24 protein-coding genes are annotated in these 25,519 nt (G+C 63.2%); 11 read left to right on the top strand and 13 right to left on the bottom strand.

Features of this window, described 5'->3' with window-relative positions; all coding sequences use genetic code 11:
- From ccmI to WCE35_RS05370, 4 genes are all read right to left on the bottom strand, one after another.
- A partial coding sequence (ccmI, locus tag WCE35_RS05355) for a c-type cytochrome biogenesis protein CcmI (RefSeq protein WP_424592327.1) occupies nucleotides 1-138 on the bottom strand: 138 nt, incomplete at its 3' end.
- Nucleotides 139-292: 154 nt separating this feature from the next.
- The gene (locus WCE35_RS05360) at nucleotides 293-1,687 is read right to left on the bottom strand and encodes a hypothetical protein (protein WP_424592306.1); all 1,395 of its coding nucleotides are present in this window, start codon (nucleotides 1,685-1,687) and stop codon (nucleotides 293-295) included.
- A gap of 155 nt (nucleotides 1,688-1,842) precedes the next feature.
- A complete protein-coding gene (locus tag WCE35_RS05365) occupies nucleotides 1,843-3,219 on the bottom strand; it encodes a sensor histidine kinase (RefSeq protein WP_424592307.1) in 1,377 nt (458 codons plus the stop codon).
- 114 nt (nucleotides 3,220-3,333) lie between these two features.
- Nucleotides 3,334-4,008: a response regulator transcription factor gene (locus WCE35_RS05370; protein ID WP_424592308.1), complete on the bottom strand. Its 675-nt coding sequence runs from the start codon at nucleotides 4,006-4,008 to the stop codon at nucleotides 3,334-3,336.
- A 292-nt stretch (nucleotides 4,009-4,300) separates the two neighbouring features.
- Between WCE35_RS05370 and WCE35_RS05375 the strand changes: the two genes are divergently transcribed.
- Complete coding sequence (locus WCE35_RS05375) at nucleotides 4,301-4,684, top strand: VanZ family protein (protein WP_424592309.1); 384 nt, start codon at nucleotides 4,301-4,303, stop codon at nucleotides 4,682-4,684.
- Nucleotides 4,685-4,719: 35 nt separating this feature from the next.
- On the opposite strand, the gene WCE35_RS05380 is transcribed toward WCE35_RS05375, so the two are convergent.
- From WCE35_RS05380 to rfaD, 5 genes are all read right to left on the bottom strand, one after another.
- Nucleotides 4,720-5,736 (bottom strand): NAD-dependent epimerase, encoded by a 1,017-nt coding sequence (locus WCE35_RS05380; protein WP_424592310.1) that lies wholly within the window; start codon nucleotides 5,734-5,736, stop codon nucleotides 4,720-4,722.
- A gap of 110 nt (nucleotides 5,737-5,846) precedes the next feature.
- A complete protein-coding gene (locus WCE35_RS05385) occupies nucleotides 5,847-6,263 on the bottom strand; it encodes a hypothetical protein (RefSeq protein ID WP_424592328.1) in 417 nt (138 codons plus the stop codon).
- Between the two features lie 507 nt (nucleotides 6,264-6,770).
- Nucleotides 6,771-7,142 (bottom strand): H-NS family nucleoid-associated regulatory protein, encoded by a 372-nt coding sequence (locus WCE35_RS05390; protein ID WP_424592311.1) that lies wholly within the window; start codon nucleotides 7,140-7,142, stop codon nucleotides 6,771-6,773.
- Between the two features lie 691 nt (nucleotides 7,143-7,833).
- On the bottom strand, nucleotides 7,834-9,306 hold the full coding sequence (gene rfaE1, locus WCE35_RS05395; RefSeq protein ID WP_424592312.1) for a D-glycero-beta-D-manno-heptose-7-phosphate kinase: 1,473 nt from the start codon (nucleotides 9,304-9,306) through the stop codon (nucleotides 7,834-7,836).
- A gap of 26 nt (nucleotides 9,307-9,332) precedes the next feature.
- Nucleotides 9,333-10,313, bottom strand: a complete 981-nt coding sequence (gene rfaD, locus WCE35_RS05400; protein ID WP_424592313.1) for an ADP-glyceromanno-heptose 6-epimerase — start codon at nucleotides 10,311-10,313, stop codon at nucleotides 9,333-9,335.
- Nucleotides 10,314-10,700: 387 nt separating this feature from the next.
- Between rfaD and WCE35_RS05405 the strand changes: the two genes are divergently transcribed.
- On the top strand, nucleotides 10,701-11,651 hold the full coding sequence (locus WCE35_RS05405; RefSeq protein WP_424592314.1) for a Ku protein: 951 nt from the start codon (nucleotides 10,701-10,703) through the stop codon (nucleotides 11,649-11,651).
- Nucleotides 11,652-11,678: 27 nt separating this feature from the next.
- A complete protein-coding gene (locus tag WCE35_RS05410) occupies nucleotides 11,679-11,918 on the top strand; it encodes a hypothetical protein (RefSeq protein ID WP_424592315.1) in 240 nt (79 codons plus the stop codon).
- Nucleotides 11,919-11,957: 39 nt separating this feature from the next.
- Here WCE35_RS05410 and WCE35_RS05415 read toward each other — a convergent pair whose 3' ends face one another.
- Complete coding sequence (locus WCE35_RS05415; RefSeq protein ID WP_424592316.1) at nucleotides 11,958-12,122, bottom strand: Flp family type IVb pilin; 165 nt, start codon at nucleotides 12,120-12,122, stop codon at nucleotides 11,958-11,960.
- A gap of 306 nt (nucleotides 12,123-12,428) precedes the next feature.
- Between WCE35_RS05415 and WCE35_RS05420 the strand changes: the two genes are divergently transcribed.
- The 3 genes from WCE35_RS05420 (at nucleotide 12,429) to WCE35_RS05430 (ending at nucleotide 17,842) form a co-directional block, all read left to right on the top strand.
- On the top strand, nucleotides 12,429-14,063 hold the full coding sequence (locus WCE35_RS05420) for a thiamine pyrophosphate-requiring protein (RefSeq protein ID WP_424592317.1): 1,635 nt from the start codon (nucleotides 12,429-12,431) through the stop codon (nucleotides 14,061-14,063).
- Nucleotides 14,064-14,303: 240 nt separating this feature from the next.
- Nucleotides 14,304-17,444, top strand: coding sequence for a GAF domain-containing protein (locus WCE35_RS05425; protein WP_424592318.1), 3,141 nt, complete (start codon nucleotides 14,304-14,306; stop codon nucleotides 17,442-17,444).
- Complete coding sequence (locus WCE35_RS05430; protein WP_424592319.1) at nucleotides 17,441-17,842, top strand: response regulator; 402 nt, start codon at nucleotides 17,441-17,443, stop codon at nucleotides 17,840-17,842. The genes WCE35_RS05425 and WCE35_RS05430 overlap by 4 nt, the downstream gene beginning before the upstream one ends.
- Here WCE35_RS05430 and WCE35_RS05435 read toward each other — a convergent pair.
- From WCE35_RS05435 to WCE35_RS05445, 3 genes are all read right to left on the bottom strand, one after another.
- Complete coding sequence (locus tag WCE35_RS05435; protein WP_424592320.1) at nucleotides 17,832-18,053, bottom strand: hypothetical protein; 222 nt, start codon at nucleotides 18,051-18,053, stop codon at nucleotides 17,832-17,834. The two genes, WCE35_RS05430 and WCE35_RS05435, sit on opposite strands and share 11 nt — an antisense overlap.
- A gap of 108 nt (nucleotides 18,054-18,161) precedes the next feature.
- A complete protein-coding gene (locus WCE35_RS05440) occupies nucleotides 18,162-19,739 on the bottom strand; it encodes an MDR family MFS transporter (protein WP_424592321.1) in 1,578 nt (525 codons plus the stop codon).
- A gap of 158 nt (nucleotides 19,740-19,897) precedes the next feature.
- A complete protein-coding gene (locus WCE35_RS05445; RefSeq protein WP_424592322.1) occupies nucleotides 19,898-20,413 on the bottom strand; it encodes a YcgN family cysteine cluster protein in 516 nt (171 codons plus the stop codon).
- A 369-nt stretch (nucleotides 20,414-20,782) separates the two neighbouring features.
- Between WCE35_RS05445 and WCE35_RS05450 the strand changes: the two genes are divergently transcribed.
- The 5 genes from WCE35_RS05450 to WCE35_RS05470 all read left to right on the top strand — a co-directional run bounded on the left by WCE35_RS05450 (nucleotide 20,783) and on the right by WCE35_RS05470 (nucleotide 25,511).
- Entirely contained in the window at nucleotides 20,783-23,065 is a 2,283-nt protein-coding gene (locus WCE35_RS05450) for a transglycosylase domain-containing protein (protein ID WP_424592323.1), read from the top strand.
- A 3-nt stretch (nucleotides 23,066-23,068) separates the two neighbouring features.
- A complete protein-coding gene (locus WCE35_RS05455; RefSeq protein WP_424592324.1) occupies nucleotides 23,069-23,647 on the top strand; it encodes a DUF1214 domain-containing protein in 579 nt (192 codons plus the stop codon).
- Nucleotides 23,644-24,258 (top strand): DUF1254 domain-containing protein, encoded by a 615-nt coding sequence (locus WCE35_RS05460; protein WP_424592325.1) that lies wholly within the window; start codon nucleotides 23,644-23,646, stop codon nucleotides 24,256-24,258. Before WCE35_RS05455 ends, WCE35_RS05460 begins: the two co-directional genes overlap by 4 nt.
- A 323-nt stretch (nucleotides 24,259-24,581) precedes the next feature.
- On the top strand, nucleotides 24,582-25,226 hold the full coding sequence (locus WCE35_RS05465; RefSeq protein WP_424592329.1) for a hypothetical protein: 645 nt from the start codon (nucleotides 24,582-24,584) through the stop codon (nucleotides 25,224-25,226).
- Nucleotides 25,227-25,361: 135 nt separating this feature from the next.
- Complete coding sequence (locus WCE35_RS05470; RefSeq protein WP_424592326.1) at nucleotides 25,362-25,511, top strand: hypothetical protein; 150 nt, start codon at nucleotides 25,362-25,364, stop codon at nucleotides 25,509-25,511.
- Nucleotides 25,512-25,519: the final 8 nt, after the last annotated feature.

A 25,519-nucleotide genomic window follows, 5' to 3' on the forward strand; every position in this document is an offset into this window, starting at 1 on the left:
ATCGATCTCGGCGAGTTGATCCTTGTAGACGTTAGCCTCACTGCCGCCGGTCCGCGGCAGGCTGCGGCGGCCGAGCGGCAAAAGCACGGCAAAGATCGCCACGACCGTCATCAGCGCGAACACAAACCACAACGTCATCAGGCGATACCCGGGGTCGACACGGCGCTACAAAAGGCAAGCGCCGATACGCCGCTTTACACTACCGGCGGCAAGGCCGGCAATTGACAATTACCGGATTGAAATGGAGGCGAAAAAGCCTGATAAGCCCCGGGGGAAAACCGGGCCTCCACCCCTATCCCGCGCGGGTGGATTTTTGCTCGCCGGTCAGGGCGTTTTCGGCCGCCCGGCTCATCAGCGACGCATAGTCGTGGCCGAACAAGACCTCGCAGAAGCGGATCGCCGCCTGGACCTGCATCTGCCGGTAGGCGCGCGTCCTGGTGTCGCCAGCGCGCAGCGACTGCACCAGCCCCTCGGTGGATTGCTCGACGTAATGCTGGAGGTCCGAATAGGTCCGCAGCGTCACCTCGTTGATCGCCAGTTCGCCGGCATAGGTGCGGCACACCGCGACGAAATCGATCAACGCGGCGGTTTCCTCGACTTCGGCCGCGTCGACCTTGGCGACGGCCGAAATTTCCTTGTCGGCGCGCTGGCGCAGAATGCGGCGGACGCGGCCGGGCACGCTGTCGATTTCCGACTGCAGGGCGTTGGAAATTTCGGCGCGGATCGATGCCAACTGTCTGCCCCACGAAGAATCGTTGCGCAGATCGAGTTCGGTTCGCAGGCCGCGAACTCCGTCATGCAGGATTTTCAGCTGCTCGCCGACATTGGCGAAATAGCCGCGCCTGATATCCGTCCGCAGGCAGGCCGCGAGGTAGGAGAGATCGTGCAGCGCGATGGTGACGGCGACGCCATAGGGGGTCGCGGCAACGCGGATTTCGTCATCGGATGCCGCCAGCTTGATGGCGAGGCGAATGATTTGCCATGGCGCGGCGAGGCGCTGCGTGATCAGCGACAGCGCGAACGGCAAGAGCTGCGGCGTCTGCAGCGAAGGAACATTGAGCGCTTCGCCGGCCGATAGGATCTGCGTGTCGCCGAATGCGCGGATTTGACGGGGCAGCCGGCTAGCGAGGCCATCCAGCGCCTCGCGGCCCTTCAACACCGCGCCGATCGGCAGCAGATCCGCGATCGCCTCGGGCGGACCGACGCGAGCCAGCGTGCGCTGCCCGCCATCACCGGGCGCGGGCATCGCGATCTTGAAAATCGCGTCGGCGGCGGCGGACTGCAATTTGCGGGCCGCCAGTTCGGCTTCATGTTCGGGTTCGCGCGACCGGGCCATCGCGGCCTGGTATTCGCGCGCCGGCTCGGGCGCCCCCTCTCGGACGAGCCACTGCCATACCGGCATCAGCGACATCCGGCGGACCTGGCCCGGCCGCACCGGGGCATTGCCTTCGACAATGAACGGATCGAGGGGACGGAAGAACAACCGCGCGAATTCGCCGCTGCGGGACCGCACATCCTCCTCGGTGCCACGCACGATCTTGCGCAATTGCTCGAGCACCAGGGTGGCGACCGTGGTGTCCTCACCGCGCTCGACGGCGTGCTCGAACTCCCGCATCAGCAGCGCCTGCGCCTGGGGCGGGAGCTGCGCGAGATATTCCCTCAGCCGCTCGATCGATGTCTGGCTCATGCGCCTGGTATGGATGCTGTGTCGCGTGGACGCGGACCGCCACACGCCTCCGCCCGCATTCTAGAAGGGGCCGCGTTAAGAAGGTGTTTAGGAATGATGAAATGGCGGCCGTTGCGGCTTTTTCCGGCTCGTAACTGGCAGGGATTTGGCCCCGATCACACCCCCGGCAGCACCAATTCAGCCCGCAGCCCGCCGATCGGCGCGCTCCCCAGCGAAAGACCGCCGCCATAGAGGCCAGCGAGATCGACGACGATCGAGAGCCCCAATCCGGAACCCGGCTTCGATTCGTCCAGCCGCTGGCCGCGCCGGGAGACCTGCGCGCGCTCGGCGGCCGACAATCCGCGGCCGTCGTCATCGACGATGATCCGCAGCCTCGGGGCGGCGCCGGGCCCGTCGGGCGGCTCAACCAGCACCTCAACGAACACCTGCGACTCCGCCCATTTGCAGGCGTTATCGACGAGGTTGCCGGCCATTTCCTCGAGATCCTGGCGTTCACCGCGAAACCTCGCCTGCGGGTCGGCCTTGACCTCGATAGCGATGCCACGATCCCGGTGGATCTTTTCCATGGTTCGCCGCAGCGCTTCGATTGCCGGCGCAACCTCGGTGACCGTGCCGACGGTCGTGACCCGCGCAGCGATCCGCGCACGCTCCAGATGGTGCGCCACCTGATCACGCATCACGTCGGCCTGTTCGAGAACCTTGGCCGCAAACGGATCGGCGGAATGAGCCGAGGCTTCGTTGACGATGACCGACAACGGCGTCTTGATCGCGTGCGCCAGATTGCCGACATGGGTACGCGCGCGTTCGACGATTTCGCGGTTGGCGTCGATCAGGGCGTTGGTTTCGCGCGCCAGCGGCGCGATCTCGACCGGAAATTCGCCCTCGAGGCGTTCGGCGCGGCCGGAACGGATATCGGCGATCGATTCGGAGATGCGCTTGAGCGGGGCAAGGCCGAAGCGGACCTGGAAGATCGTGGTCAGCAAGAGCACGATGCCGAGGGCGGCGAAGGTGCCGCCGAGGTAATAGTCGAAGCTGCGCGTCTCGTCGAAGATTTCGGTGGCGTCACCGGCGACGCTGACCAGAAACTTGCCGTCGATGCCGAGATCGACCGGGCGCTCCACCATTCTCAAGTTCTGGCCTTCGGGGCCATCGACGTAGCCAAGGCGGATGCCGGCAGCCGTCAGCTCCGCGCCATGATCCTCGAGCTTCGGCAGCTTGCGGTCCCACAGCGACCGCGAAGCGCGGGTTTCGGCCTTCTCGGAATCGGTGCGGGTGACCTGCCAGTACCAGCCGGACAATGGCAATTCGAACAGTGGCTCGCCGAGCGACTGGAACTGGCGATCCGGCGGCTCGTCCGGCGTTGCGACTTCGGCGATCAGGGTGCGCAGATAGAGGTTCAGCCGCCGGTCGAACGCGCGCTCGCTGGCAGCGCGATAGACCGACGACAGGACAATGCCGGTGATGACGAGAATCACCACCACCCATGCGGTCGCCGACAGGAACAACCGGGTGGCGAGCGAGCTTCCGCGCATCAGACCTTGATCCCGAGAAGCATCTCCTCGGGCCACGACCCGATGGATGGATGCCGGTTTTCGGACCAGATCATGCTCGAACAAAAGACCAAGCGTCGTGCTTAATCAACGCCTTTATCGAGCGCCGGGCGATGGCGGGGTCAGCAGATAGCCGAGGCCGCGCACGGTCTGGATGATGTCGACGTCGAGCTTCTTGCGGATACGGCCGACGAAAACTTCGATGGTGTTGGAGTCGCGATCGAAATCCTGGTCGTAGAGATGCTCCACCAGTTCGGTGCGCGACACCACGCGCCCGGTATGATGCATCAGATAGGCCAGCAGCCGGTATTCGTGCGAGGTCATCTTGATCGGATTGCCCGATACGCTGACGCGCCCGGTGCGCGTATCCAGCGACACCGGGCCGCAGGTCAGCTCCGACTGGGCATGGCCGGTCGAACGGCGCAGCAGCGCGCGAATCCGCGCCAGGATCTCCTCGAGATGAAACGGCTTGGCCACATAGTCGTCGGCGCCGGCATCGAAACCCTGCACCTTGTCGCTCCAGCGGTCGCGCGCGGTCAGGATCAAGACCGGCATGACGCGGCCGTTGCGGCGCCATGCTTCCAGCACCGAGATGCCGTCCATCTTCGGCAGCCCGATGTCGAGCACGACGGCGTCATAGGGTTCGCTGTCGCCGAGATAGTGCCCCTCCTCGCCGTCGAAGGCACGATCGACCACGTAGCCGGCATCCGCCAATGCCGTCGTCAGCTGACGGTTCAGATCCGGGTCATCCTCAACGACGAGCAGGCGCACGCTGGCCTCCGATGGTGAGCTTCACGATGCCGGTGCTGAAATGAGGCCCACCGGCGTGAACGGGCTATGAACGAGGTACGGGGCGGAATGTTACTTTTTGTTCATATCAGACTTGATAACGGATTTGGACCAGCCAGGCAGGTCCGCAGGAGGCGAACGGTTCAAACATCCGCGATCGCCAAAGCCCCGTGGTCTCGGAGGTTAACGATGTTGTCCAATACGCCTCACGAATGGAACTTGTTAAGCGGGTGGAGGGGTTGAGATCAATCGGGTTGTGGCCTAGCAACGCATCATGATCCGAAGGCTGTCCGTTGTCGCAGGCTGGCTTGTCCTTGCCTTTATCGCCTACGCGACGCTGTCTCCGATCGAAGATCGTCCGGTGATTGCCCACCCTCAATTTGAGCATTTCGCCGCGTTCGCGCTGATGGGGCTGGCCTTTGTTCGGGGTTATCCCAAACATCCGCTCCTCGTCATCGTCGTCGTCATGGCAAGCGCGTTCACGCTGGAAGCGCTGCAAAGCCTGACGCCAGACCGTCACGGCCGCGTACTCGACGCGCTGGTGAAAGCAGCAGGCGGCATCTGCGGGATCGGCGTTGGTCGTCTTGCTCCGCTGTTATGGCGCGACCACTTTCACCGCATCAAAAGCGCGTTCGGATCGGCGCGGAGGCCGGGCTGAAAGGCCGCGGACGCCTCGGAGCGAGACGCCCCCGACTAAACGCCATGGTAGCCCCGGTACCACGCGACAAACTTCGCAACTCCGTCATCGAGCCTGGTTTCTGGCCTGAAACCGATGTCGCGAACCAAATCGCCGATATCGGCGAAGGTCTCGATCATGTCGCCTGCCTGCATGGGCAACAGGGTTTTCTCTGCCATGCGGCCGAGGCCCTTTTCCAACAGCGCCACGACGTGCATCAGCTCCTCCGGCTTGTTGTTGCCGATGTTATAGATTCGCCATGGCGCCTTGCTCGAGCCTGGATCCGGGTTGGCTCCCGACCAGTTCGGATCGCCTTTCGGGGCGCGTTCAATGATCCTTGTCATCGCTTCGACGACATCATCGATATAGGTGAAATCCCTCCTCATATTTCCGTTATTGAACAGGTTGATCGGCCGGCCCTCGCTGATTGCCCGGGCAAAAAGGTAGAGCGCCATGTCTGGCCGGTACCACGGCCCGTACACCGTAAAGAAGCGCAGGCCGGTGGTCGGAAGTCCGTACAGGTGGCTGTAGGAATGGGCCAGCAACTCGTTGGCCTTCTTGGTGGCCGCGTAAAGGCTGATCGGATGGTCGACATTGTCATGAACGGAGAACGGCAGCCTGGTATTGGCGCCATAAACCGACGAAGAGGATGCGAACAGCAGATGGGGGCAGACGATCTGCCGGCACCCTTCCAGCACATTCAAGAAGCCTTCCAGATTGGAGTCGGCGTAAGCATGAGGGTTCTGCAGCGAATATCTGACGCCTGCCTGTGCAGCCAAATGGATGACGGCCGAAAAACGAAATCGCTCGAAAAGCGCTTTCATTTCGGCGCGATCGGCAAGATCGAGTTTCAGGAAGGCAAAGTTCGAATCGCTCGTTAGCATATCCAGACGCGCGCGCTTGAGCGCCGGATCATAGTAATCGTTGAGATTGTCGAGGCCAATGACCGGCTTTCCATCTTGCAACAAACGCTTTGCCAGATGAAAACCGATAAAACCCGCGCATCCCGTGACCAGCAAATGACCTGCCGACACCGCTTCTCACCCGTGCTCTGAACGGTTTCTCGCTTGGTGCGATAGCCTGAGTGATAGCACCTGACGCCCTATCATGATCGCCGGAAACGCGAATAGCATCCGGCCGGCAATCAATTGCCCGCCGCCGGCGCCTTGTAATCCGGAAACCGGCTTAGTACCGCAGCCTTCATGAATTTGAAATGGGCGATCTCGGTAGCGAGCTCGTTGAGGCGGCGCTGTCCGTTCAATATCTCGGCCGCGAATAAATCCTGGTGATGGTTGTCCAGCGCTTCCCGCTCCAGATATTCGTCGGTTCCGTTTCCAAACGTCACCGCGGCCCGCGCCAGCACATCCTCGACCCGGCGACTCAAGCCTGACTGCTCCTTCTCCGCCGCGTGCGAAGCGGCCTCGATCGCGGTCACGATCAATCCGACGCGTGCCCGGTCGGTTTCAGCATCCCTGTCGGCCGAACGAGCCTTGAAGCCGTCATCGCCCAAACGAGTCCTGATATAATTGTGCGTGCGCGCCCGCAGAAAGAGCTGAAACATCGTTGTCCGGTCCAGGCTGACTAGAGGAGCATCGGTTAAAAATCGCTGCCTCTTGGTTAAGAAACGGTAAATCCCGGCTGCATCCGGCGCAGGTATCGGCCATCCACCTGATAGGCGTTGATGCTTGCTGTGGAACTCAAGCCAGCGCTCTTGCCGTTCGGCCGCCGCGAAGGCCGGGTGCTGGCCGAACCCGTCGGGAACCGAAAAATATCCAGCTCTCGAATCTGGAAGTTTCCCCGATCGTCGGTTCAACGATAACACGCCGCCCGTTATTGTCGAGACAATAGCGCCGCGGCGAACGAGCCTGCAGGTCCGCCGGATCCGCCTCACCCTGACGTTAGACGCCAATCCTGCGACGCACCGTGTCCGCCAAACCCAATCAGTCGATATTGCCGGAAATCCGGCAATCCGCCAGGCCTGGGATGCAGCGGACACCAGGTCAGTCGGCCGGCCGGTGCGAATCCATGATCTGGACCAGACGGAACGCTCGACGTCTCGACCCAGCCGCTAGCGCGCGGCCGCCCGCTTGCGCTTCCCGTCGATCACGAAGTCGTTCAACTTCTTGCCGGCCTTGATCTGGGCCACCAGCCAGCGCGGCTGCTTGCCGCGACCTGCCCATGTCTGGGACGGGTCTGATGGATTCTGAAACTTGGGCAGCACGGGCGGATACTTCCGGCGTGATTTTCGGCGTTCGGTAACTTTCAGATATCCACTGCGCAGCTTTGTGGCGCCGACACTAAAGTGGCCATTGAGCCTGGCAAGGCGCTCTTCCAGGTCACGTTTCTCGATCGCTATTTTTTCCGCCAGGTTCGCGCTGATCTGCTCATGAAGAGCCCACAGCTCTTCCGTAGACAGTGATGAAAGGTTCAACTTCTGCATGCTCGCTTCCCCAAATCGCACTGATGTTGTTGCAGCTCAGGCAACTCAACCTTAGATTTCTCATCCATACCTCTGCAATTTCGACTTTCTTGTGTTCAAGCTGGCCGTTTCAAGCTGGCCGTGACGGAGATTTTTCGCGAAGCGAACCGGGATGACTTCGATTTTCTCGCGAAAATGTCACTAAAAAATGTCACCAAAAAATGGCATCAAAAAAGGCATTAACTGGTTCGCCGGGCTACATGATGAGCATCGCGGCGGTCATGCCGGGCACCACGTCCTTGCACGTAAACGACATCGCCCGGTGCCATGCTTGTCTGAGATAACCAGCGAAATCCCGACCAAGCTGCCGAAGCGGCGCTGGCAATAACCAAGCCTGCTGCGCCCAACGGCCATTGTCATTGTTTGTAGCAGAATATGTTCTTAAGATGGTGGCGCGGGATTTACCGGCTCAGGCGATGTATTTCCGACGCCGCGCTTCCCGCGAATTGCTGCGAACAAATCCAATCGTTTAATCCGAAAAACTAGTCCGTCCGGAGGATAAATCCTCCCGCACGAACAGGCCGCGGCAACAAACGCAGTTTTCTTGGGCGCGGGATTCGGTGCCCAAGTACCAGACAAAGTACGAATAATGATTCAGATCCGGAAAACAGCACGAACCAGTCGATGCCGGACGCGCGCAGCTGTGTCCAGATCATGCTTCGGAGTCGCGCGCACGCTTAACCAGCGACGTCGTGCTGTGGCCCTTCAGGATATCCACCAGGACGATCTCTCCGCCATAGGCGGTGACGATCTCGTGGCCGACCACCTGCTCGCGGGTGTAATCGCCGCCTTTCACCAGCACGCTCGGTCTGATCCTGGAAATCAGCCTTATCGGCGTGTCTTCCTCGAACACCACGACGAGATCGACCGCCTCGAGGGCGGCCAGCACCTCGGCACGCGCCCTCGCCTCCTGAACCGGACGGTCCGCGCCCTTGAGACGTCGTACCGATGCGTCGCTGTTGAGCCCGACGATCAGCCGATCGCAGGCGGCGCGCGCCTGCGTCAACACGCGAACGTGGCCGGGATGAAGAATATCGAAGCAGCCATTGGTAAACCCGACCCGCAGCCCTTGCTTGCGCCATTCAGCCAGACGCGCATCGAGATCGACGGCGCCCGAGGCGATCTTCTCTTCCGCCGTGAGCGAGGCGTGCGGCAGGATCTTTCGCCGCAGTTCGGCCAGCGACACCGTTGCCGTCCCCGGTTTGCTCACCGCGACCGCCGCGGCAGCCGTCGCACAACGCAGCGCGTCTTCCCAACTCGACTTTGCAGCCAGCGCGACCGCCAGAACCGCGACCACGGTATCGCCGGCGCCCGAGAGGTCGCGAACCCTGGCGGGATGCGCCGGCACGTGGATCAAATTGCCATCGCGATGCGCGAGCGTCATGCCATGCTCGCTGCGCGTCACCAGAACGGCTTCGGCATCGGCGGAGCGCAACGCCTCGATCGAGGCGTCGGCGATATCGGCGTCGGACTGGATGCGGCGGCGCGTCGCCTCGGCGAATTCCTTCTGATTGGGCGTGAGCAGCGTCGCGCCGCGATAGATCGCGAAATTCGCGTTCTTGGGATCGACGATCACCCGCTTGCCGAGCCGGCGCGCCGCATCGATGATGTGACGAACCACCCGCGCCGTCAGCACGCCCTTGGCGTAATCCGACAGCAGCACGATATCGGCGCGCGGCAAGGCGGCGATCGCGGCATCGATCAACTGACGTTCCACGAGGTCCGACGCCGGCGCCGCCAGTTCCCAGTCGGCACGCAGCATATGCGTGGAAAAATGTTCCGATACGAAACGGACTTTTCGCGTGGTCGGCCGATCGGGATCTACAATCAAAATCGGCTCGATCAGCCCTTCTCTTTCCAGCTCGGTCCTGAGCAGTTTGCCGGCCGCATCTTCGCCGACCAGACTGACGAAGATGCAACGCGCCCCCAGCGACGTGACATTGCGTGCAACGTTTCCCGCGCCGCCCACATTGGTTTCACTGCGCCGGACCGCCAGCACGGAGGCAGGCGCTTCCGGGGAAATCCGCGACACCTCGCCATAGACGAATTCATCGAGCATCAGGTCGCCGACGCACAATACGGTCTGACCGACCATGGCTTTCGAAAGCGCGTCAAAATCGAACATTTGAACTTCTGTGTCTTGCGGTGCGACTAGCGATAGCGATCGGGCCGATCGAGAAACTCCCGGACATAGACGCCGACCGCGTCCTCGAGCGACGTGAAGCCGCCATTATAGCCGGCGCTTCGCAGGCGATCGACCGGGGCTTGGGTGAAATACTGATAGGACCCGCGGAGCTGGACCGGCATGTCGACATATTCGACATTGGGCGGCGTGCCGAGCGCGCCGTAAGCCGCGAGCATCAGGTCCCGAAAACTTCGCGCCTTGCCGGTGCCGACATTGAAGATGCCGCTGACGCTGCCCGCGGCCAACAACCACATGATCACCCGCACCGCATCATCGACATAGATGAAGTCGCGCTGCTGGTCGCCGTCGGCGACGCCCGGTCTGTGAGATTTGAACAGCTGAACGCGGCCGCCGGATTTGATCTCGTCAAATCGCCGCGCCAGCACGCTCATCATCGCGCCCTTGTGATATTCATTGGGACCGAACACGTTGAAGAATTTCAATCCGGCCCATTGCGGCGGCATTTTCGCCCGTTGCCTGACCCGTTCGGCGACGAGGAGATCGAACAGCTGCTTGCTCCAGCCGTAGAGATTCATCGGACGCAGCTTCCTCAGCGCGTCCAGCGACGCATCGTCGACAAAACCCTGGGCACCGTCGCCATAGGTCGCGGCCGAAGACGCATAGATAAACGGCGTCGCGTTCGTCGTGCACCAATCGAGCAGGCGCGCCGAGAGGCGGAAATTGGTCTCGATCACGAGGTCGCCGTCGGTCGCAGTCGTCTCGGAAATCGCGCCCATATGGATGATGGCGTCCAGCTTGCGCCCCTCCAGCCAGGCCGGCAGCTCCGGCGGCGGCACCACGTCGAGCAATTGGCGTTTGGCAAGGTTGCGCCACTTGCCGTCGGAGCCGAGATAATCGCACACCGCCACGTCGGCGCGGCCGGCATCATTGAGCGCGGCCACGACGTTTGAGCCGATAAAGCCGGCGCCGCCGGTCACCAGAAGCATCGATGAATCCTAGAAGATTGTCCGGGCAGCCTGCCGTAGTCCGGGGCGCCCGACAACCTTTGCCGGGATGAGCGAGAGGAAACAATGCCCGCGCGTTGAGATGCTTAATCGCCCGGTTCGTGGCCGGCGCGCAAGCAGTCTCCGCACAATCATGAATGAAGATTCATTTTATAACGCTGGATTTGACGGACGATGGCTCAGTTCCAACCGCGTTTCCTCGAAACCGATGGCCTCCATGGGCGCTATCGCCAGGTTGCGCGCAACCGCACGGATACAGGCAACCCGCCGCGGTTAACGCCGTCAGGAGATTTCCAGCCCCGGCCGGTTTGTAACCGGGTTCTACGGTGGTATTCTTGTTGGTCGTCGGTTGCGTTTTTGGAGTATCCCATGGCCCCCCGCGCCAACTGGAAGGGCTTCTTGCGCCTTTCGCTCGTGACCTGCCCGGTCGCCTTGTATCCGGCAACGTCGGATACCGAGAAAGTCAGCTTCAACCAGATCAACCGCAAGACCGGCCACCGCATCAAATATGCCAAGGTCGACGCCGACACCGGCGAGGAAGTCGCCGCCGAAGACATCATGAAGGGTTTCAAGATCGACACCGACACCTATGTCGAAGTGTCGAAAGACGAACTCGATGACATCGCGCTGGAATCGACCCGCACCATCGAGATCGACGAGTTCGTGCCGAAGACCGATATCGACAATCGCTATTTGATCCGCCCCTATTATCTCGTGCCGGACGGCAAGGTCGGCCATGACGCCTTCGCGGTGATCCGCGAAACCATCCGCGGCATGAACAAGGTCGCGATCGGCCGTGTGGTGCTGACCAACCGCGAGCACATCATCGCGCTGGAACCGCTCGGCAAGGGCCTGATGGGAACGCTGCTGCGCTACCCTTACGAGGTGCGGAGCGAAAAGGAATATTTCGACGACATCCAGGACGTCAAAGTCACCAAGGACATGCTGGACCTGGCCAGGCATATCGTCGAGCAGAAATCCGGCTCATTCAAGCCCGGGCAGTTCGAGGACCGTTATGAGTCCGCGCTGATCGACCTGATCAACCGGAAGCGCAGTGGCCTGCGGCCCGCGGCGAAGGCGGCGCCGAAATCCGGCGGCAATGTCATCAATCTGATGGACGCGCTCAAGCGCAGCCTTGCCGGCGCGAAGCAATCCCCCGCCCCCGCCAGGGCCAACGGCAAGAAACCGAAGAAGCGCGTCGAGGGCCAGCGCGAGATGCTGCTGCCGATCAGCGGCGGCGGCAAGCGCGCCGTCAGGGAAGAACCGAAGAAGACGGAGAAGCCGGTGCGCGCCGCCGCCCGGTCGAAGAAGGCAGGATGATCGGGCTATTGCCCACGGTAGCGCACGATGCCGTGGTCGACGCCGTTCGATGAACCGATCAAATTGCGCGGCGGCCGCAGCCTCGTGACGCTGCAGCATGCCGCCGATCACATCATGGGATTGCCGGACGCGGTGCAGCGACAGGAGCGCTGGCAGATCGCGGTCGAAAACCTGATCAATGCGGCGGAGACCGGCGGCGGCTGGCTGATGTTTGCGCGGATCGCCGTGCTGCGAGCGCTCAACAGCGACCGCCGCGCCGCCCGGTGACGGCATCGATCCGCGCCGCCAGGTTCGCCGGCCCGTGGCTTATTTGAGCGAGGTGTTGACCGAGGTGAACGTGTTGTTCAGGGTCGTGCCAAGGCCGTTGACGGCAGCGACGATGGTAATGCTGATGCCGGCCGCGATCAGGGCATATTCGATCGCGGTCGCGCCGGTTTCATCGCGCACGAACTTCGAAAACAGTTTTCGCATCCCAGGCTCCTGTCGACGCGCGGCGGGCCGTTCCGGCCGATGGTGTTGCGGGGAACCCTAGGCCGCATAGATTGAGCGGGCGTTGACAAAGAAGGTGGACGACCGGTTAAGCCGCCAGAATAAAACAAGCCCTTCCCCGGATCGAAGCCGGCATCGGCCCGACCGCCCCGCAGGCAGCGAAACGCATATCTGCACTTCCGGCGGCAGGCGGCGCCCGCGCTTTACCGATCCATCAAATCCTGTTCCAACTGTGACAAATGGTCGGCAACCGGCCGGACCCAAGGGGACACAAGGGGAGAGACCGTCATGAAGCTCGGCACGGCGATCGCGGAAATCATGAAGCGCGAGGGGATCGAAATTCTCTGCGGCTATCCGGTCAATCATCTGATCGAATTCGCAGCCAATGCCGATATCCGCCCGGTGATGGTTCGGCAGGAACGCATCGGCCTGCACATGGCGGACGCGATCTCGCGGGTTACCTCCGGGCACACCATCGGCGCGTTCTGCATGCAGCATGGCCCGGGCGCCGAGAACGCCATGGGCGGCGTCGCGCAGTGCTACGGCGAATCCGTCCCCGTGCTGGTGCTGCCGATGGGTTATGCGCGCAGGCTCGCCAATATCGACCCGAACTTCAATTCCAGCCAGGCGATGCGGGCCTTTTCAAAGTCTTCCGAGCCGATCAACATCGCCGCCGAGGTCGGCAACATTTTTCGGCGTGCCTTCACCAGATTGAAGAACGGCCGTGGCGGGCCCGTGATCGTCGAAATTCCGGCCGACATGTGGAACGAGGAGGTGCCGGAGCCGCTGAACTACACGCCGGTGCTGCGCACCCGCTATGGCGCCGACCCCGTGCATGTCAGGGAGGCGGCGGCGCTTTTGATCGGCGCCAGGCGGCCGGTGATCTATGCCGGCCAGGGCGTGCACTACGCAAAAGCCTGGCCGCAGTTGAAGCGGCTGGCCGAGCGTCTCGCCATTCCCGTCACCACCAGCCTCGGCGGCAAGTCGTCATTTCCCGAGACGCATCCGCTCTCACTGGGTTCGGGCGGATTGGCTGTTCCGCGCGCGGTGCCAAAATTCCTCGCCGAGGCCGACGTGATCTTCGGCATCGGCTGCTCGTTCACCGAAACCTCCTTCGGCATCGCCATGCCGAAGGGCAAGACCGTCATTCATTCGACGCTCGATCCCGCCCATCTCAACAAGGATGTCGAGGCCAGAATCGGTCTGGTCGGCGATGCCGGGCTGGTGCTCGACGCGCTGCTGGAAGAGATCGGCAAGTCCGTCAAGACCGACCGCGACGCGACCGCGGTCGCGGCCGAGATCGCCGCCTCGCACAAGGAATGGCTGGCAAAATGGATGCCGAAGCTGACCAGCAACGACGCGCCGCTCAATCCCTATCGCGTGCTGTGGGACCTGCAGCACACCGTCGACATCAACAACACCATCATCACCCATGATGCCGGCAGCCCGCGCGACCAGCTCTCGCCGTTCTGGAAACCGGTCGAGCCCTTGTCCTATATCGGCTGGGGCAAGACCACGCAGCTCGGCTACGGCCTCGGGCTTGCGATGGGCGCCAAGCTCGCAAAACCCGACAAGCTCTGCATCAACGTCTGGGGCGATGCCGCGATCGGCTTCACCGGCATGGATTTCGAGACCGCGGTGCGCGAGCGGATTCCGATCATGTCGATCCTGTTGAACAATTTCAGCATGGCGATCGAGCTGAAGGTGATGCCGATCTCGACCGAAAAATACCGCGCGACCGACATCTCCGGCGATTACGCCGCGATGGCGCGCGCCTTCGGCGGTCACGGCGAACGGGTGACAAGGCCGGAAGACATCGTCCCGGCCATCCGGCGCGGCATTGCGAAGACCAGGGAAGGCATCCCGGTGCTGTTGGAGTTCATCACCAGCAAGGAGACCGAGGTTTCGAGGCCGGGGACGTGAATCTTGCCGGTATTGGTCCACAAATTTTGGTTCGCGGCATTTGTGAGCATTAACGCCGACAGGCAAAAAATCGCGTGATGGCGCTGGCTCAGATGCGTCCGCAATGGGATAATCCGATACTGACGTTGGGCGAGCGAATGGCATTGCCGGTCGGCGCGTCATATGAACCATGAGCCAGAACGGGCATATTGTTATTTGAGCCCCGCGCCGCCACGCACGCGGCGAAATGGATTTAAGTAAATGACCGCGCTTCCCCAGGACGTGGTGGCCGATCTCAGGCAGACCGTCGCCGAGCTTGAGCAGAAGCTCCAGGCAAGTTCCGCCGCGTGCGACGAAGCGATCGCCCAGAAGGCCGTCATCGCGGTAGAGAACGCTCGCCTGTTCAACGAGACACGTGAGGCGCTGGAGCGGCAGACCGCTACCTCCGACATCCTGAAGGTGATCGCCAGCTCGCCGTCGGACGTACAGCCGGTATTCGACGTTATCGTCGAGCGCGCCGTGCGGCTGTGCGGGGCAAGCATGGGGCGGGTGTATCGCTATGACGGCAGCATCATTCAGATGGTGGCGGGGCACGGCCTGAGCCTGCCCGGTCGCGACAAGGTGCAGCGGGTTTTCCCGAGACCCGCGACCGACGACACGATCGTCGGACAGGTCATGCTGTCGCGCCGACCCAACATCCTCGCCGACATCAAAGACGACGAGACCGTTCCCCCGCTGTCGCGCCAGATGATCGAGGCTCTGGGAACGCGCAGCCAGGTGACCATGCCGATGTTGCTCACCGGGAAGCCGATCGGGGCCATCACGCTGGGCTGGACCGACCCCCGCGGCTACAAGGATCAACAAATCGCGCTGCTTCAAACTTTTGCCGACCAGGCGGTCATCGCGATCGAAAATGTGCGGCTGTTCAAAGACGTTCAGCAACGCACCCGCGACTTGACCGAGTCCCTGCAACAGCAAACTGCGACCGCCGACGTGCTCAAGGTGATCAGCCGCTCGGCCTTCGACCTGCAAACCGTGCTTGATACTCTGACAGAATCGGCGGCGCGGCTCTGCAATGCCGATAAGGCGGCGATCACCCGGCAGGACGCCGACGGCGGCTACTACCACGCGACCAGGCACAATTTTTCAGCCGAGTGGACGAAGGTCTCTGATGCCGTTCGACTGTATCGGGGGCGCGGCAGTCTCGTCGGACGGGTACTGCTGGCGGGCAAAGCCGTGCAGATTCCCGATGTCCTTGCTGATCCCGAATACACATATGCCGAGCAGCAGAAAGTCGCCGGCTATCGCACGCTGCTTGGCGTCCCTCTGCTTCGGTCCGGGCAGCCGATCGGGGTACTTTTCCTGGGACGCAAAGCCGTCGCGCCTTTCACGGACAAGCAGATTGAGCTTGTCTCGACCTTCGCCGATCAGGCGGTGATCGCGATCGAGAACGTGCGGCTGTTCGACGAGGTGCAGGCGAAGACGCGCGATCTCTCGGAAGCCCTGACCTATCAGACCGGAAGCGCCAACATTTTGAAGGTCATCGCATCCTCGCCGACCGATATCGGCCCGGCTCTCAAGGCCATCGTGGAAAGCGCCTGCGAGCTTTGCGCGGCCTATGACGCGGTCCTTGTCCTGAAGAGCGGCGACACCCTTGCGCTCAGCGCCCATCAGGGCCCGATACCGATGAATCAGGACCGATGGTCAAACGACCGCACCTCGATCTCTGGCCGCGCGATCGCCGACCGCCAACCGGTTCATTTGCGCGACGTGCTCTCCGACGAAGGTGCGGAATTCCCTGCCGGGCAGGCCATGTCGCGCCGTGACGGCTGCCGCAGCATTTTGGGCGTACCCATGCTGCGCGAAGGCGAGAGCATCGGAGCGATCGTGCTTCGCCGTGCCGAAGTGCATCCTTTCAGCGAGAAGCAGATCGCCTTGCTGCAGACCTTCGCCGATCAGGCCGTGATCGCGATCGGCAATGTCCGCCTGTTCGACGAGGTGCAGGCCAAGACGCACGACCTCACCGAAGCGTTGACCTATCAGACCGGCAGCGGCAACATCCTGCGGGTGATCGCGTCGTCGCCCACCGACGTCCAACCGGTCCTCAAGGCCATCGTCGAAAGCGCCTGTGAACTCTGCGAAGCAGATGACGCCCTCGTCACCTTAAAGGATGGCGACGACCTGGTCTTCCGGCAGCAGCACGGATCAATTCCGGTGGTCTGGCAACGGCAGCCGATCAACCGCGACACTCCCTCGGGACGAGCTGTGATCGAGGGCGAGTCGATCCATGTACACGATCTGCTCGGTCCCGAAGGCGAAGAATTCCCGGGCGGCCGCGAATTCGCGCGCCGCTCCGATGTTCGCACTGTTCTGAGCGTGCCGCTGATGCGCGAGAACGAAAGCATCGGCGCCATTATTCTGCGCCGGACCGAGGTAAATCCGTTCACCGACAAGCAGATCGCCCTGCTGCAGAACTTCGCCGACCAGGCCGTGATCGCCATCGGCAATGTTCGCCTGTTCGAGCAGGTGCAGCAGCGCACGCGCCAGCTTGCAGCTTCCCTTGACGATCTGCGCGCCGCGCAGGACCGCCTGGTGCAGACCGAAAAGCTCGCCTCGCTCGGCCAGCTCACCGCCGGCATCGCGCACGAGATCAAGAACCCGCTCAATTTCGTCAACAACTTCGCCGCCCTCTCGGCGGAATTGACCGATGAGTTGAACGATGCGCTAAGGCCCGCCGCACTCGCGGACAAGCTCCGCGGCGAGGTCAACGAGCTGACGCGAATGCTGAAGGACAACCTCGAAAAGGTGGTCCAGCACGGCCGACGCGCCGATTCCATCGTCAAGAACATGCTGCTGCACTCGCGTGAGGGCTCTGGCGAGCACCGGCCGGCCGACATCAACGCGCTGGTCGACGAAAGCCTCAACCTCGCCTATCACGGCGCGCGCGCCGAGAAGCCGGATTTCAACGTCACGCTGCGGCGCGATTTCGACCCCGCCGCCGGTCTGGTCGAGCTGTTTCCGCAGGAAATCACCCGCGTGATCCTCAATCTTGTCTCGAACGGTTTCTATGCGTTGAACAAGCGCAGAAAGGAAAACGGTGCGGGGTTCGATCCCGTGCTCAGCGTAGCCACAAGCAATCTCGGCGATCGCGTCGAGATCCGAATTCGCGACAACGGCACCGGCATTCCCGCCGAGGTCAAGGACAAGATGTTCAATCCATTTTTCACTACCAAGCCCGCGGGAGAAGGCACCGGCCTCGGCCTGTCGATGAGCCATGACATCCTGGTGAAACAACATGGCGGCACGATCGACGTCGAGACCGCGCCCGGGCAATTCACCGAGTTCCGGATCGTGCTGCCCCGGGCCAGGAGTTCTTCAAACAATGCCACAGGTCAGACGTGAATATCTTGGTTCTTGTGGTGGACGACGAGCCCGACGTCGAGGCGCTGTTCCGCCAGCAGTTTCGCCGCGATCTGCGCGCCCAGCGCTTCGTGATGGATTTCGCCAATTCCGCCGCCGACGCGCTGGCGCGGATCGCCGCGAGCATCGGGCAGTCGCTGATCCTGATTTTCTCGGACATCAACATGCCCGGGATGACCGGCCTTGAAATGCTGCCCAGGGTCAAGGAGATGCGGCCCGAGGTCCCGGTCATCATGATCACCGCCTATGGCGATGCCGAGACCAAACGCAAGGCGCTCGAAAGCGGGGCGACCGGGCTGTTGACCAAGCCGATCGACTTCGCCCTGCTGCGCGGGGAAATCGACGCCCGGCTGGCCCAGGCGGGCTGGCTCACGGCTTGAAGAACGCGGGATCATTGAGCGCCCTGATCATGGTGTCCACCATGTCGGCGGCGCCGTGGTCTTCGCGCGCTTCGAGAAGCTCCCACATCTTGCGCAGATTGGCGCGCATCGGCGCCTTCAGCGAGGGGTCGCGTTCGATCAGGGTCCGCGCGATACAGAAGGCGATGCCTTCGGCGCCCATCCGTGCCTGCTCGATGGTGGGTTTGCTCATGGCCGGCTCCTTGTCGGATCTCGATGTCTGATTGGCTTGCACCGCTGTTAGATCAAATCGCAGCGCTCGGAAAGGCTGGGACCGGCTGCTCGAACCTCGCCTGGCCCCCTACTCCGCCATCTCCGAAGGCGCCGCAGGACCGGCGAGCGGGCGTTCTTCCATCGCGACCATGCACAGCGCGGCGGCGGCAAGCAGCGCCGCGGCGGCGCCGAACACGTAACGAAACGCCGCGATCATGTCGTCCGCCGCAATCGAGCTCACGGGGCCGCGATGCTCGCCCATGAGCGAAATATCCGCGCCCAGCGCCATCAGCAGGATCGCGGTGAACGCCGCCACCGTGAAGGAAGCCATCAGCGCGCGGAAGAAATTCATCGCGCCGGTGACGGTGCCGATCTGCGAACGCGCCACCGAATTCTGCAGCGACACCACGCTGACCGGGAACGTCGTGCCGAGCCCGAGCGCGAACACCGACAGCAGCACCAGCAAGCCCCACAGCGGCAGTGCCGTGACGGCAAGCGCGCCGCCCGAGACTGCTGCGACCGCTGTCCCCGCGATCGCCACGCGCTTGTAGTGCTTGGCGCGCGCCATGGTCCGCCCGGCGATCGCAGCGCCAAAGGTCGAGATCGCCGCCAGTGGAATCAGTGCAAGCCCGGCTTCGCTGGCGCTGAGGTGGTAGACCACCTCGTAATAGAGCGGCAGGTGCACGGTCAGTCCCGTGATCGCACCGAGCGCGCAGCCGCCGGCGGCCATCGCATAAGGCACCACGCTTCCGCCCATCAGCGGCAGCGGCAGGAACGCCTCCTCGGCGTTTCGCGCGTGCCAGACGAAAGCGAGCGTCAGCGCGATCGAGGCGCCGACCATCGCCATGATGACGGGCGACAGCCACAGATAACGGTTGCCGCCCCAGGTCAGCACCAGCATGAACCCGACGGCGGAAGCCATCAGCAGGATGCCGCCGAGCCAGTCGACCCTGCGCTTGCGGTGGAACACCGGGATCCTGGCCATCTTCGGCAGCAGTAGCGCCAGCGCGCCGAGCGTCAGCGGCAAGTTGACCCAGAAGATCATCGACCAGTGCAGATGTTCGGCGAACACGCCGCCGAGGATCGGCCCGCCGATGCCGGCTGCGACCCACACGCCGCTGAAATAGGCCTGGTACCGGCCGCGCTCGCGCGGCGTCACCACGTCGGAAATGATGGTCTGCACCACCGGCATGATGCCGCCGCCGCCAAGCCCCTGCAGGCCGCGTGCGACGATCAACACCGGCATGTTCGGCGCCACCGCGCACAAGATCGAGCCCGCGATGAACAGGCTGAGCGCCGTGACGACCATGGCGCGGCGGCCATAGATGTCGCTCAGCGTACCGAACACCGGCGCCACCGCGGTCGAGGCCAGCAAATAGGCGGTGATCACCCACGACAGATTGGAGACGTCCCGGAATTGCCGGCCGATGGTCGGCAGCGCCGTCGCCACGATGGTCTGGTCGAGCGCGGCCAGGAACATCGTCAGCATCAGGCTGATCAGGATGGTGCGGACCTCGTCATGGGTCAGCGGCGCCTTGGGTGCGATCGGCGGCGCATCGCCGACATCGATCACCTCGGTTGGGATGCGAGACAGCGCGTCGGCAATATCTTCCGGCAATGTATGCTGGCCGGCAGGGCGACGGCTCGGCCGTTCGTACTTGTTCATCTCTGGCGTATGATTGGCTGCGCGGCGCAACACCGCGAGGGATTCGTTCTATCGGTCATTATCTAGACGGTAATTCAGCCTTCCGGCAGGACCTTGCGCGCATGGGTGCATCCCACGACGGCATTCCCGCGATCCATTGATCGATCGACGCGAAAAACTCAGGTTTTCGGCGGCTTTTTCAGCCGCGCCCGCTTCGGCAGCAGCGCCGGCCATTGCACGATGTGATCCTCGAGATCGTCGTCGGCGATCTCGCCCTCGATCCCCTGCACCCGCCCGCGCACGGAAACGCCGGCTTCATGCACGGTGTTGGGATCGCCCGAAATCAGCGGGTGCCACCAATAGAGATCGCGGCCTTCGGCGACCAGTCGGTAGCCGCAGCTCGGCGGCAGCCAGCTCAGGCTGCGGACGTTTTCGGCGGTCAGCCGGACGCAATCGGGGACCTTGTCCGACCGGTTCGGATAATCCTTGCAGGCGCATCGCGCGGCATCCAGAAGCTTGCAGGAAACGTGGGTGAAATAGATCTTGCCGGTATCCTCGTCCTCGAGCTTTTCCAGGCAGCAACGCGCGCAGCCGTCGCACAGGCTTTCCCATTCGGCGCTGGACATTTCCTCCAACGTCTTGGTTTTCCAGAAGAATCCCTCTTGACCCGAGGGTGGTTTGGGCGGGGCGGTCATGAAATCAGGTGGTTCCGGCTCGGCTTGGGTCCAAATCCTTCTATAGCGCTTCCGCGTAAAGTGGATACGGTTCGCATAAAGAAAACGCGTCAAAACAAAAGGATAGAGGATGGAGCCTCGGCTCTGACTTTAGCCGGAACCGGGGCTCAGGGAGGAGCGGCGGCCGCGCAAGGGCGCCGCGGGCAGCGTTGGACCGGCCGTTCAAAATCACGAGCCACGCCATTGGTTTATCGCCCCCGCTCGGATAGATAGAGGCGCGAATCCCCCAAGGACGCAAAACCGCCTTGGGTTTGCCGTAACATGGAAGCAAGACGCCTCATGAGCGCCCGGCCGGGCGCGTGAGCGCCCTCGAACCGACCAAGGGCCACGGTGCGCCAGATCATTCCAGCGGAATGGAAAGAGAAAATCCAGCACATCATGCTGGATCTGGACGCGCGCATCGATTCGACGCTGTTCTCCTCCGCCAAAGGCGCGCGCGAACTCTATGAGCGCTATTCGACCTTCATGGACCGCTTCCATGTCGGCCGCTGGAAGCGCTGGGTCTTCATCGAGCCGTTGTCGGAGGCCGCCACCATCGGCCTCGGCGGCCTGATCCTGATGCTGGCGCTGGCCATTCCGGCGTTTCGCGAAACCGCCGATGACGACTGGCTGAAGAAATCCGATCTCGCGGTGTCGTTCCTCGACCGCTACGGCAATCCGATCGGCAGCCGCGGCATCAAGCATAACGACTCGATTCCGCTGGAGGATTTTCCGGACAATCTGATCAAGGCGACATTGGCTACCGAAGACCGCCGCTTCTACGATCATTTCGGCATCGACATCGCCGGCACCGCGCGCGCACTCGTCACCAACGCCCAGGCCGGCGGCGTGCGCCAGGGCGGCTCGTCGATCACGCAGCAGCTTGCCAAGAACCTGTTCCTGAACAACGAGCGCACCATCGAGCGCAAGGTGAAGGAGGCGTTTTTGGCGGTCTGGCTGGAAACCCGCCTTTCCAAGAATGAAATTCTAAAACTCTATCTCGACCGCGCCTATATGGGCGGCGGCACCTTCGGCGTCGACGGCGCGGCGCATTTCTACTTCAACAAGTCGGCGCGCGACGTCAATCTGGCGGAAGCGGCGATGCTCGCCGGCCTGTTCAAGGCGCCGACCAAATATGCCCCGCACATCAACCTGCCGGCCGCCCGCGCCCGCGCCAACGTGGTGCTCGATAATCTCGTCGATGCGAGCTTCATGACCGAGGGCCAGGTGTTCGGCGCGCGGCGCAATCCGGCCGTGGCCGTCGACCGCCGCGACGAGAATTCGCCGAACTATTATCTCGACTGGGCGTTCGAGGAGATGCGCAGGCTGGTCGACACCTTTCCGAAGTCCTATGTCGAGCGCGTGTTCGTGGTCCGCACCGCGATCGACATGAACGTGCAGCGTGCCGCCGAGGAAGCCGTCGAAAACCAGTTGCGGCAGTTTGGCCGCGACTATCACGCGACCCAGGCCGCAACCGTGGTCGCCGATCTCGATGGCGGCGTCCGCGCCATGGTCGGCGGACGCGATTACGGCGCGAGCCAGTTCAACCGCGCGACCGACGCCTATCGTCAGCCGGGTTCCTCTTTCAAGCCCTATGTTTACACCACGGCGCTGCTCAACGGCTTCAAGCCGACCTCGATCGTCGTCGACGGCCCGGTCTGCATCGGCAATTGGTGTCCGCAGAACTATGGCCACTCCTATTCCGGCGCGGTGACGCTGACGCAGGCGATCACACGCTCGATCAACGTCGTTCCGGTCAAGCTGTCGATCGCGCTCGGCGGCAAATCGCCGAACCCCGCCAAGGCCGGCCGCGCCAAGATCGTCGAGGTGGCGCGCCGCTTCGGCCTCAAGGCGCCGCTGCCGGATACGCCGTCGCTGCCGATCGGCTCCGACGAGGTCACCGTGCTCGAGCACGCCGTGGCATATGCGACCTTCCCCAACAGGGGCAAGGCCGTCACGCCTCATGCGGTGCTTGAAGTGCGCACCGGCACCGGCGATCTGGTCTGGCGCTTCGACCGCGACGGCAAGAAACCCGTGCAAGCCTTTCCGGCATCGGTGGCATCGGACATGGCGGGCATGATGAGTCATGTCGTCAGCGAGGGCACCGCGCGGCGTGCCGCGCTCGACGGCATTCCGACCGCCGGCAAGACCGGCACCACCAATGCCTATCGCGACGCCTGGTTCGTCGGTTACACCGGCAACTTCACCTGCGCGGTCTGGTACGGCAATGACGACTACTCGCCGACCAACCGCATGACCGGCGGCTCGCTGCCGGCGCAGACCTGGCACGACATCATGGTCGCGGCGCATCAGGGCGTGGAAGTCAAGGAAATCGCCGGCATCGGCATGGGCCAGAAACTGCCGCAGCCGGCGGTCCCCGCGACGGTCGCGGCCAATGGCGCGCCGAAGATACTGGAGACCAAGCCCGGCCCGCCGCCGGTATTGACCAAGCGCGGCGCGGATATCCTGGTCCGGGTCGAGAAGCTGCTCGACGACGCCGGCAGAGCGGCGGGCAAGACGACGTCCACCGAACCGGCAAAGCCGGCCAGGCCGACATCGTCAGGCGCGCTGGCCTTTCCGGGGAACTACGCGGCAGCGGGCGACCAGGCTGCGCCCGGACCACGCAAGAACTGACCCGTGCGGCTGATCTTCATCTCTGTTCTGACGCTTGTTCTGGCCACCGTTGTCGGGCTCGGCTCGACCTATGTGACGGCGACGCGGGGCACCGACCTCGGCACGCTCACGATTGGGGCCTGGACCGCCCGGCCGAAGAGCGGCACCGCCGAAGTCGACCCCTACTCGCGCGCGTCGATCGCCCGCAGTGGCGAATTGCCGATCGGTACCGGCGACGGCATCGCATTTTCCGCGACCACCGATGACGGCAAGAAGCCGCTCGACGGACGCTGCGATGTGGTGGTCAGCGGCGTCACCCCGGCGGCGCGGTTCTGGACGCTGACGCTGTTCGACCGCAAGGGGCTTCTGGTTGCGAACTCCCTGCAGCGCTACGGCTTCACCAGCCAGGAGATCATCCGCGGCTCCGACGGATCGTTCGAGATCCGCGTCGCCTCGCGCTCGCGCGCCGGAAACTGGCTGCCGACCGGCGGTATCGAGCGTTACGCGCTGATGCTCCGACTCTACGACACGCCGGTCGGCGTCGCGACGCGGACCCAGCGCGACGCGCCGATGCCCGCCATCGCAACGGTGGGCTGCCCATGATCCGGCTGATGTTCACGATCATCGCGGGCGTGCTGCTGGGCGGCGTGGTGCATCTCGTCAGCGTGCTGGCCTTGCCGCGCATCGCCACGCAAGACGCCTATTCGCGGCTGACGCCGATGACGCGGCTCAACGCGGTCACGCCGTTGCCGCTGGCCGATCCCGGCAACTCGCCGATTCCGTTCATGGACCCGGCGTTTGCGATGGCGATCTGCCGCTACGATCTCTCGGGCGGACCGATCAAGCTCACCGTGCCGGTCAGCCAGGCCTATACCTCGGTGTCGTTCTACACGCGCAACGAGGTCGCCTATTACGCCATCAACGACCGCTCCGCCGGGCGCAAGGTGATCGAGCTCGACCTGATGACCGAAGCGCAACACGCCGAATTGCCGGAAGACGAAGACGTCACCGCCGCCGACCGGCTGATCATCGATTCCCCGACCGCGACCGGATTGATCCTGTTGAAGGCGCTGGCGCCGGAGCCCGGGCTGATGCCGCAGGCGCAAACCTCGCTCGCCGCGTCGAGCTGCAAGGTGCAGACCGATGCACCGGTGGCGAAGGCGGAGGAGCCCGCGCCTGCGCCCGCTCCCCCGCCGCCGCGGGCCAAGCGCTGATCGAACCGGCTTCGGGTCGTATTCGATCAATCGCTGCGCCCGCCTCAAAATATCGAAAACAACCCCATGCAAAGGAGCCGTTGCCGGCATGATGCCTCGAGCGATGCTGCGAAAACATTTGACACGTCGGGCAAATCAGCGGCACTCCTCCATCATCACGCGACCCGCAAGACGCCCATGCCCGGCCATGGCCCCTTCGGCGCGATGACACGCAAAAATCATTTCAACGGTTGAAGTTGCACCGGCTCGACGCAGCGCGTGATCGCCTGCGCGTTGCCCGAACCGCGCGCGCTTTTGACGCGCGTGCCCTAGGAAATATCGACATGAACCCAGCACCAGGCCTCAACAGGACAACGGCGATAGCCACAAACGATCGAACCAGGGCTGCCGCAACCCCGCGGATCAAGTTGTTGTCACACGGATTCGCCATCGACCATCCGGATCCGGAGCTGGGCGAACGGCTGATGGCGGACGCATTGGGGGTCACCGATCGCGAGGCGATGCATGGCATCCTGACGCAATTGGTCAAGGCCAGCGTGAACGGGCAGAAGCCTGACGAGGTCACTCTCTCCTTCATGATTTCAATGGTGAAAAGCATCAGGCCGAGGGATTCCATCGAGGCCATGCTGGTGGCGCAGTTGGTTTGCGTTCATGTGATGGCGATGCGGTGCACCTATCAACTCGCAAACGCCGACGACGTCGCCCGGCAAGACAGCGCCGCGCGCGCATTGGGCCGGCTGGCCCGCACGTTTCCGGCCCAGATCGAGGCGCTCAACCGCCATCGGAACAATGCCGAGCCTGCCATCACCGTGCAGAACGTGTCGGTTCAGGATGGCGGCAACGCCATCGTCGGCAACGTCACGCAGCATGCGAGCGTGATCGTTTCGGACAAGGGCCAGGCGGCCGTGGCGACGGAGGCCCGGATGGCACAGATGCCTGATCGCAGCGAGTCCGAGCGCATCCAGTAGAGGCCGGAAAGCACGGGCATGAGCGACCGCGCCCGCGATGCCGGTCCGATGCTGGCGAGCCCGCGTTGTGGCGCCAGAGTCCGTCGCGGCGGCTTTTGACGCTCGCCGGCGGTGCGCGGCAAAAGGCGCTGCCGCATGCACGGCGGTACGCCGGGATGCGGCGCGCCAAGGGGAAACCAGAACGCGCGCAAGCACGGCCGCTTCACCCAGGACACGATCGCCGCGCGGAAGCGGATTGAGGCCCTGTTGCGCGAAGCGCGGAAGTTGCTGCAGGCGTTGAAATGATCTGTTTT

The organism is Bradyrhizobium sp. (assembly GCF_049691595.1).
GTDB lineage: Bacteria > Pseudomonadota > Alphaproteobacteria > Rhizobiales > Xanthobacteraceae > Bradyrhizobium.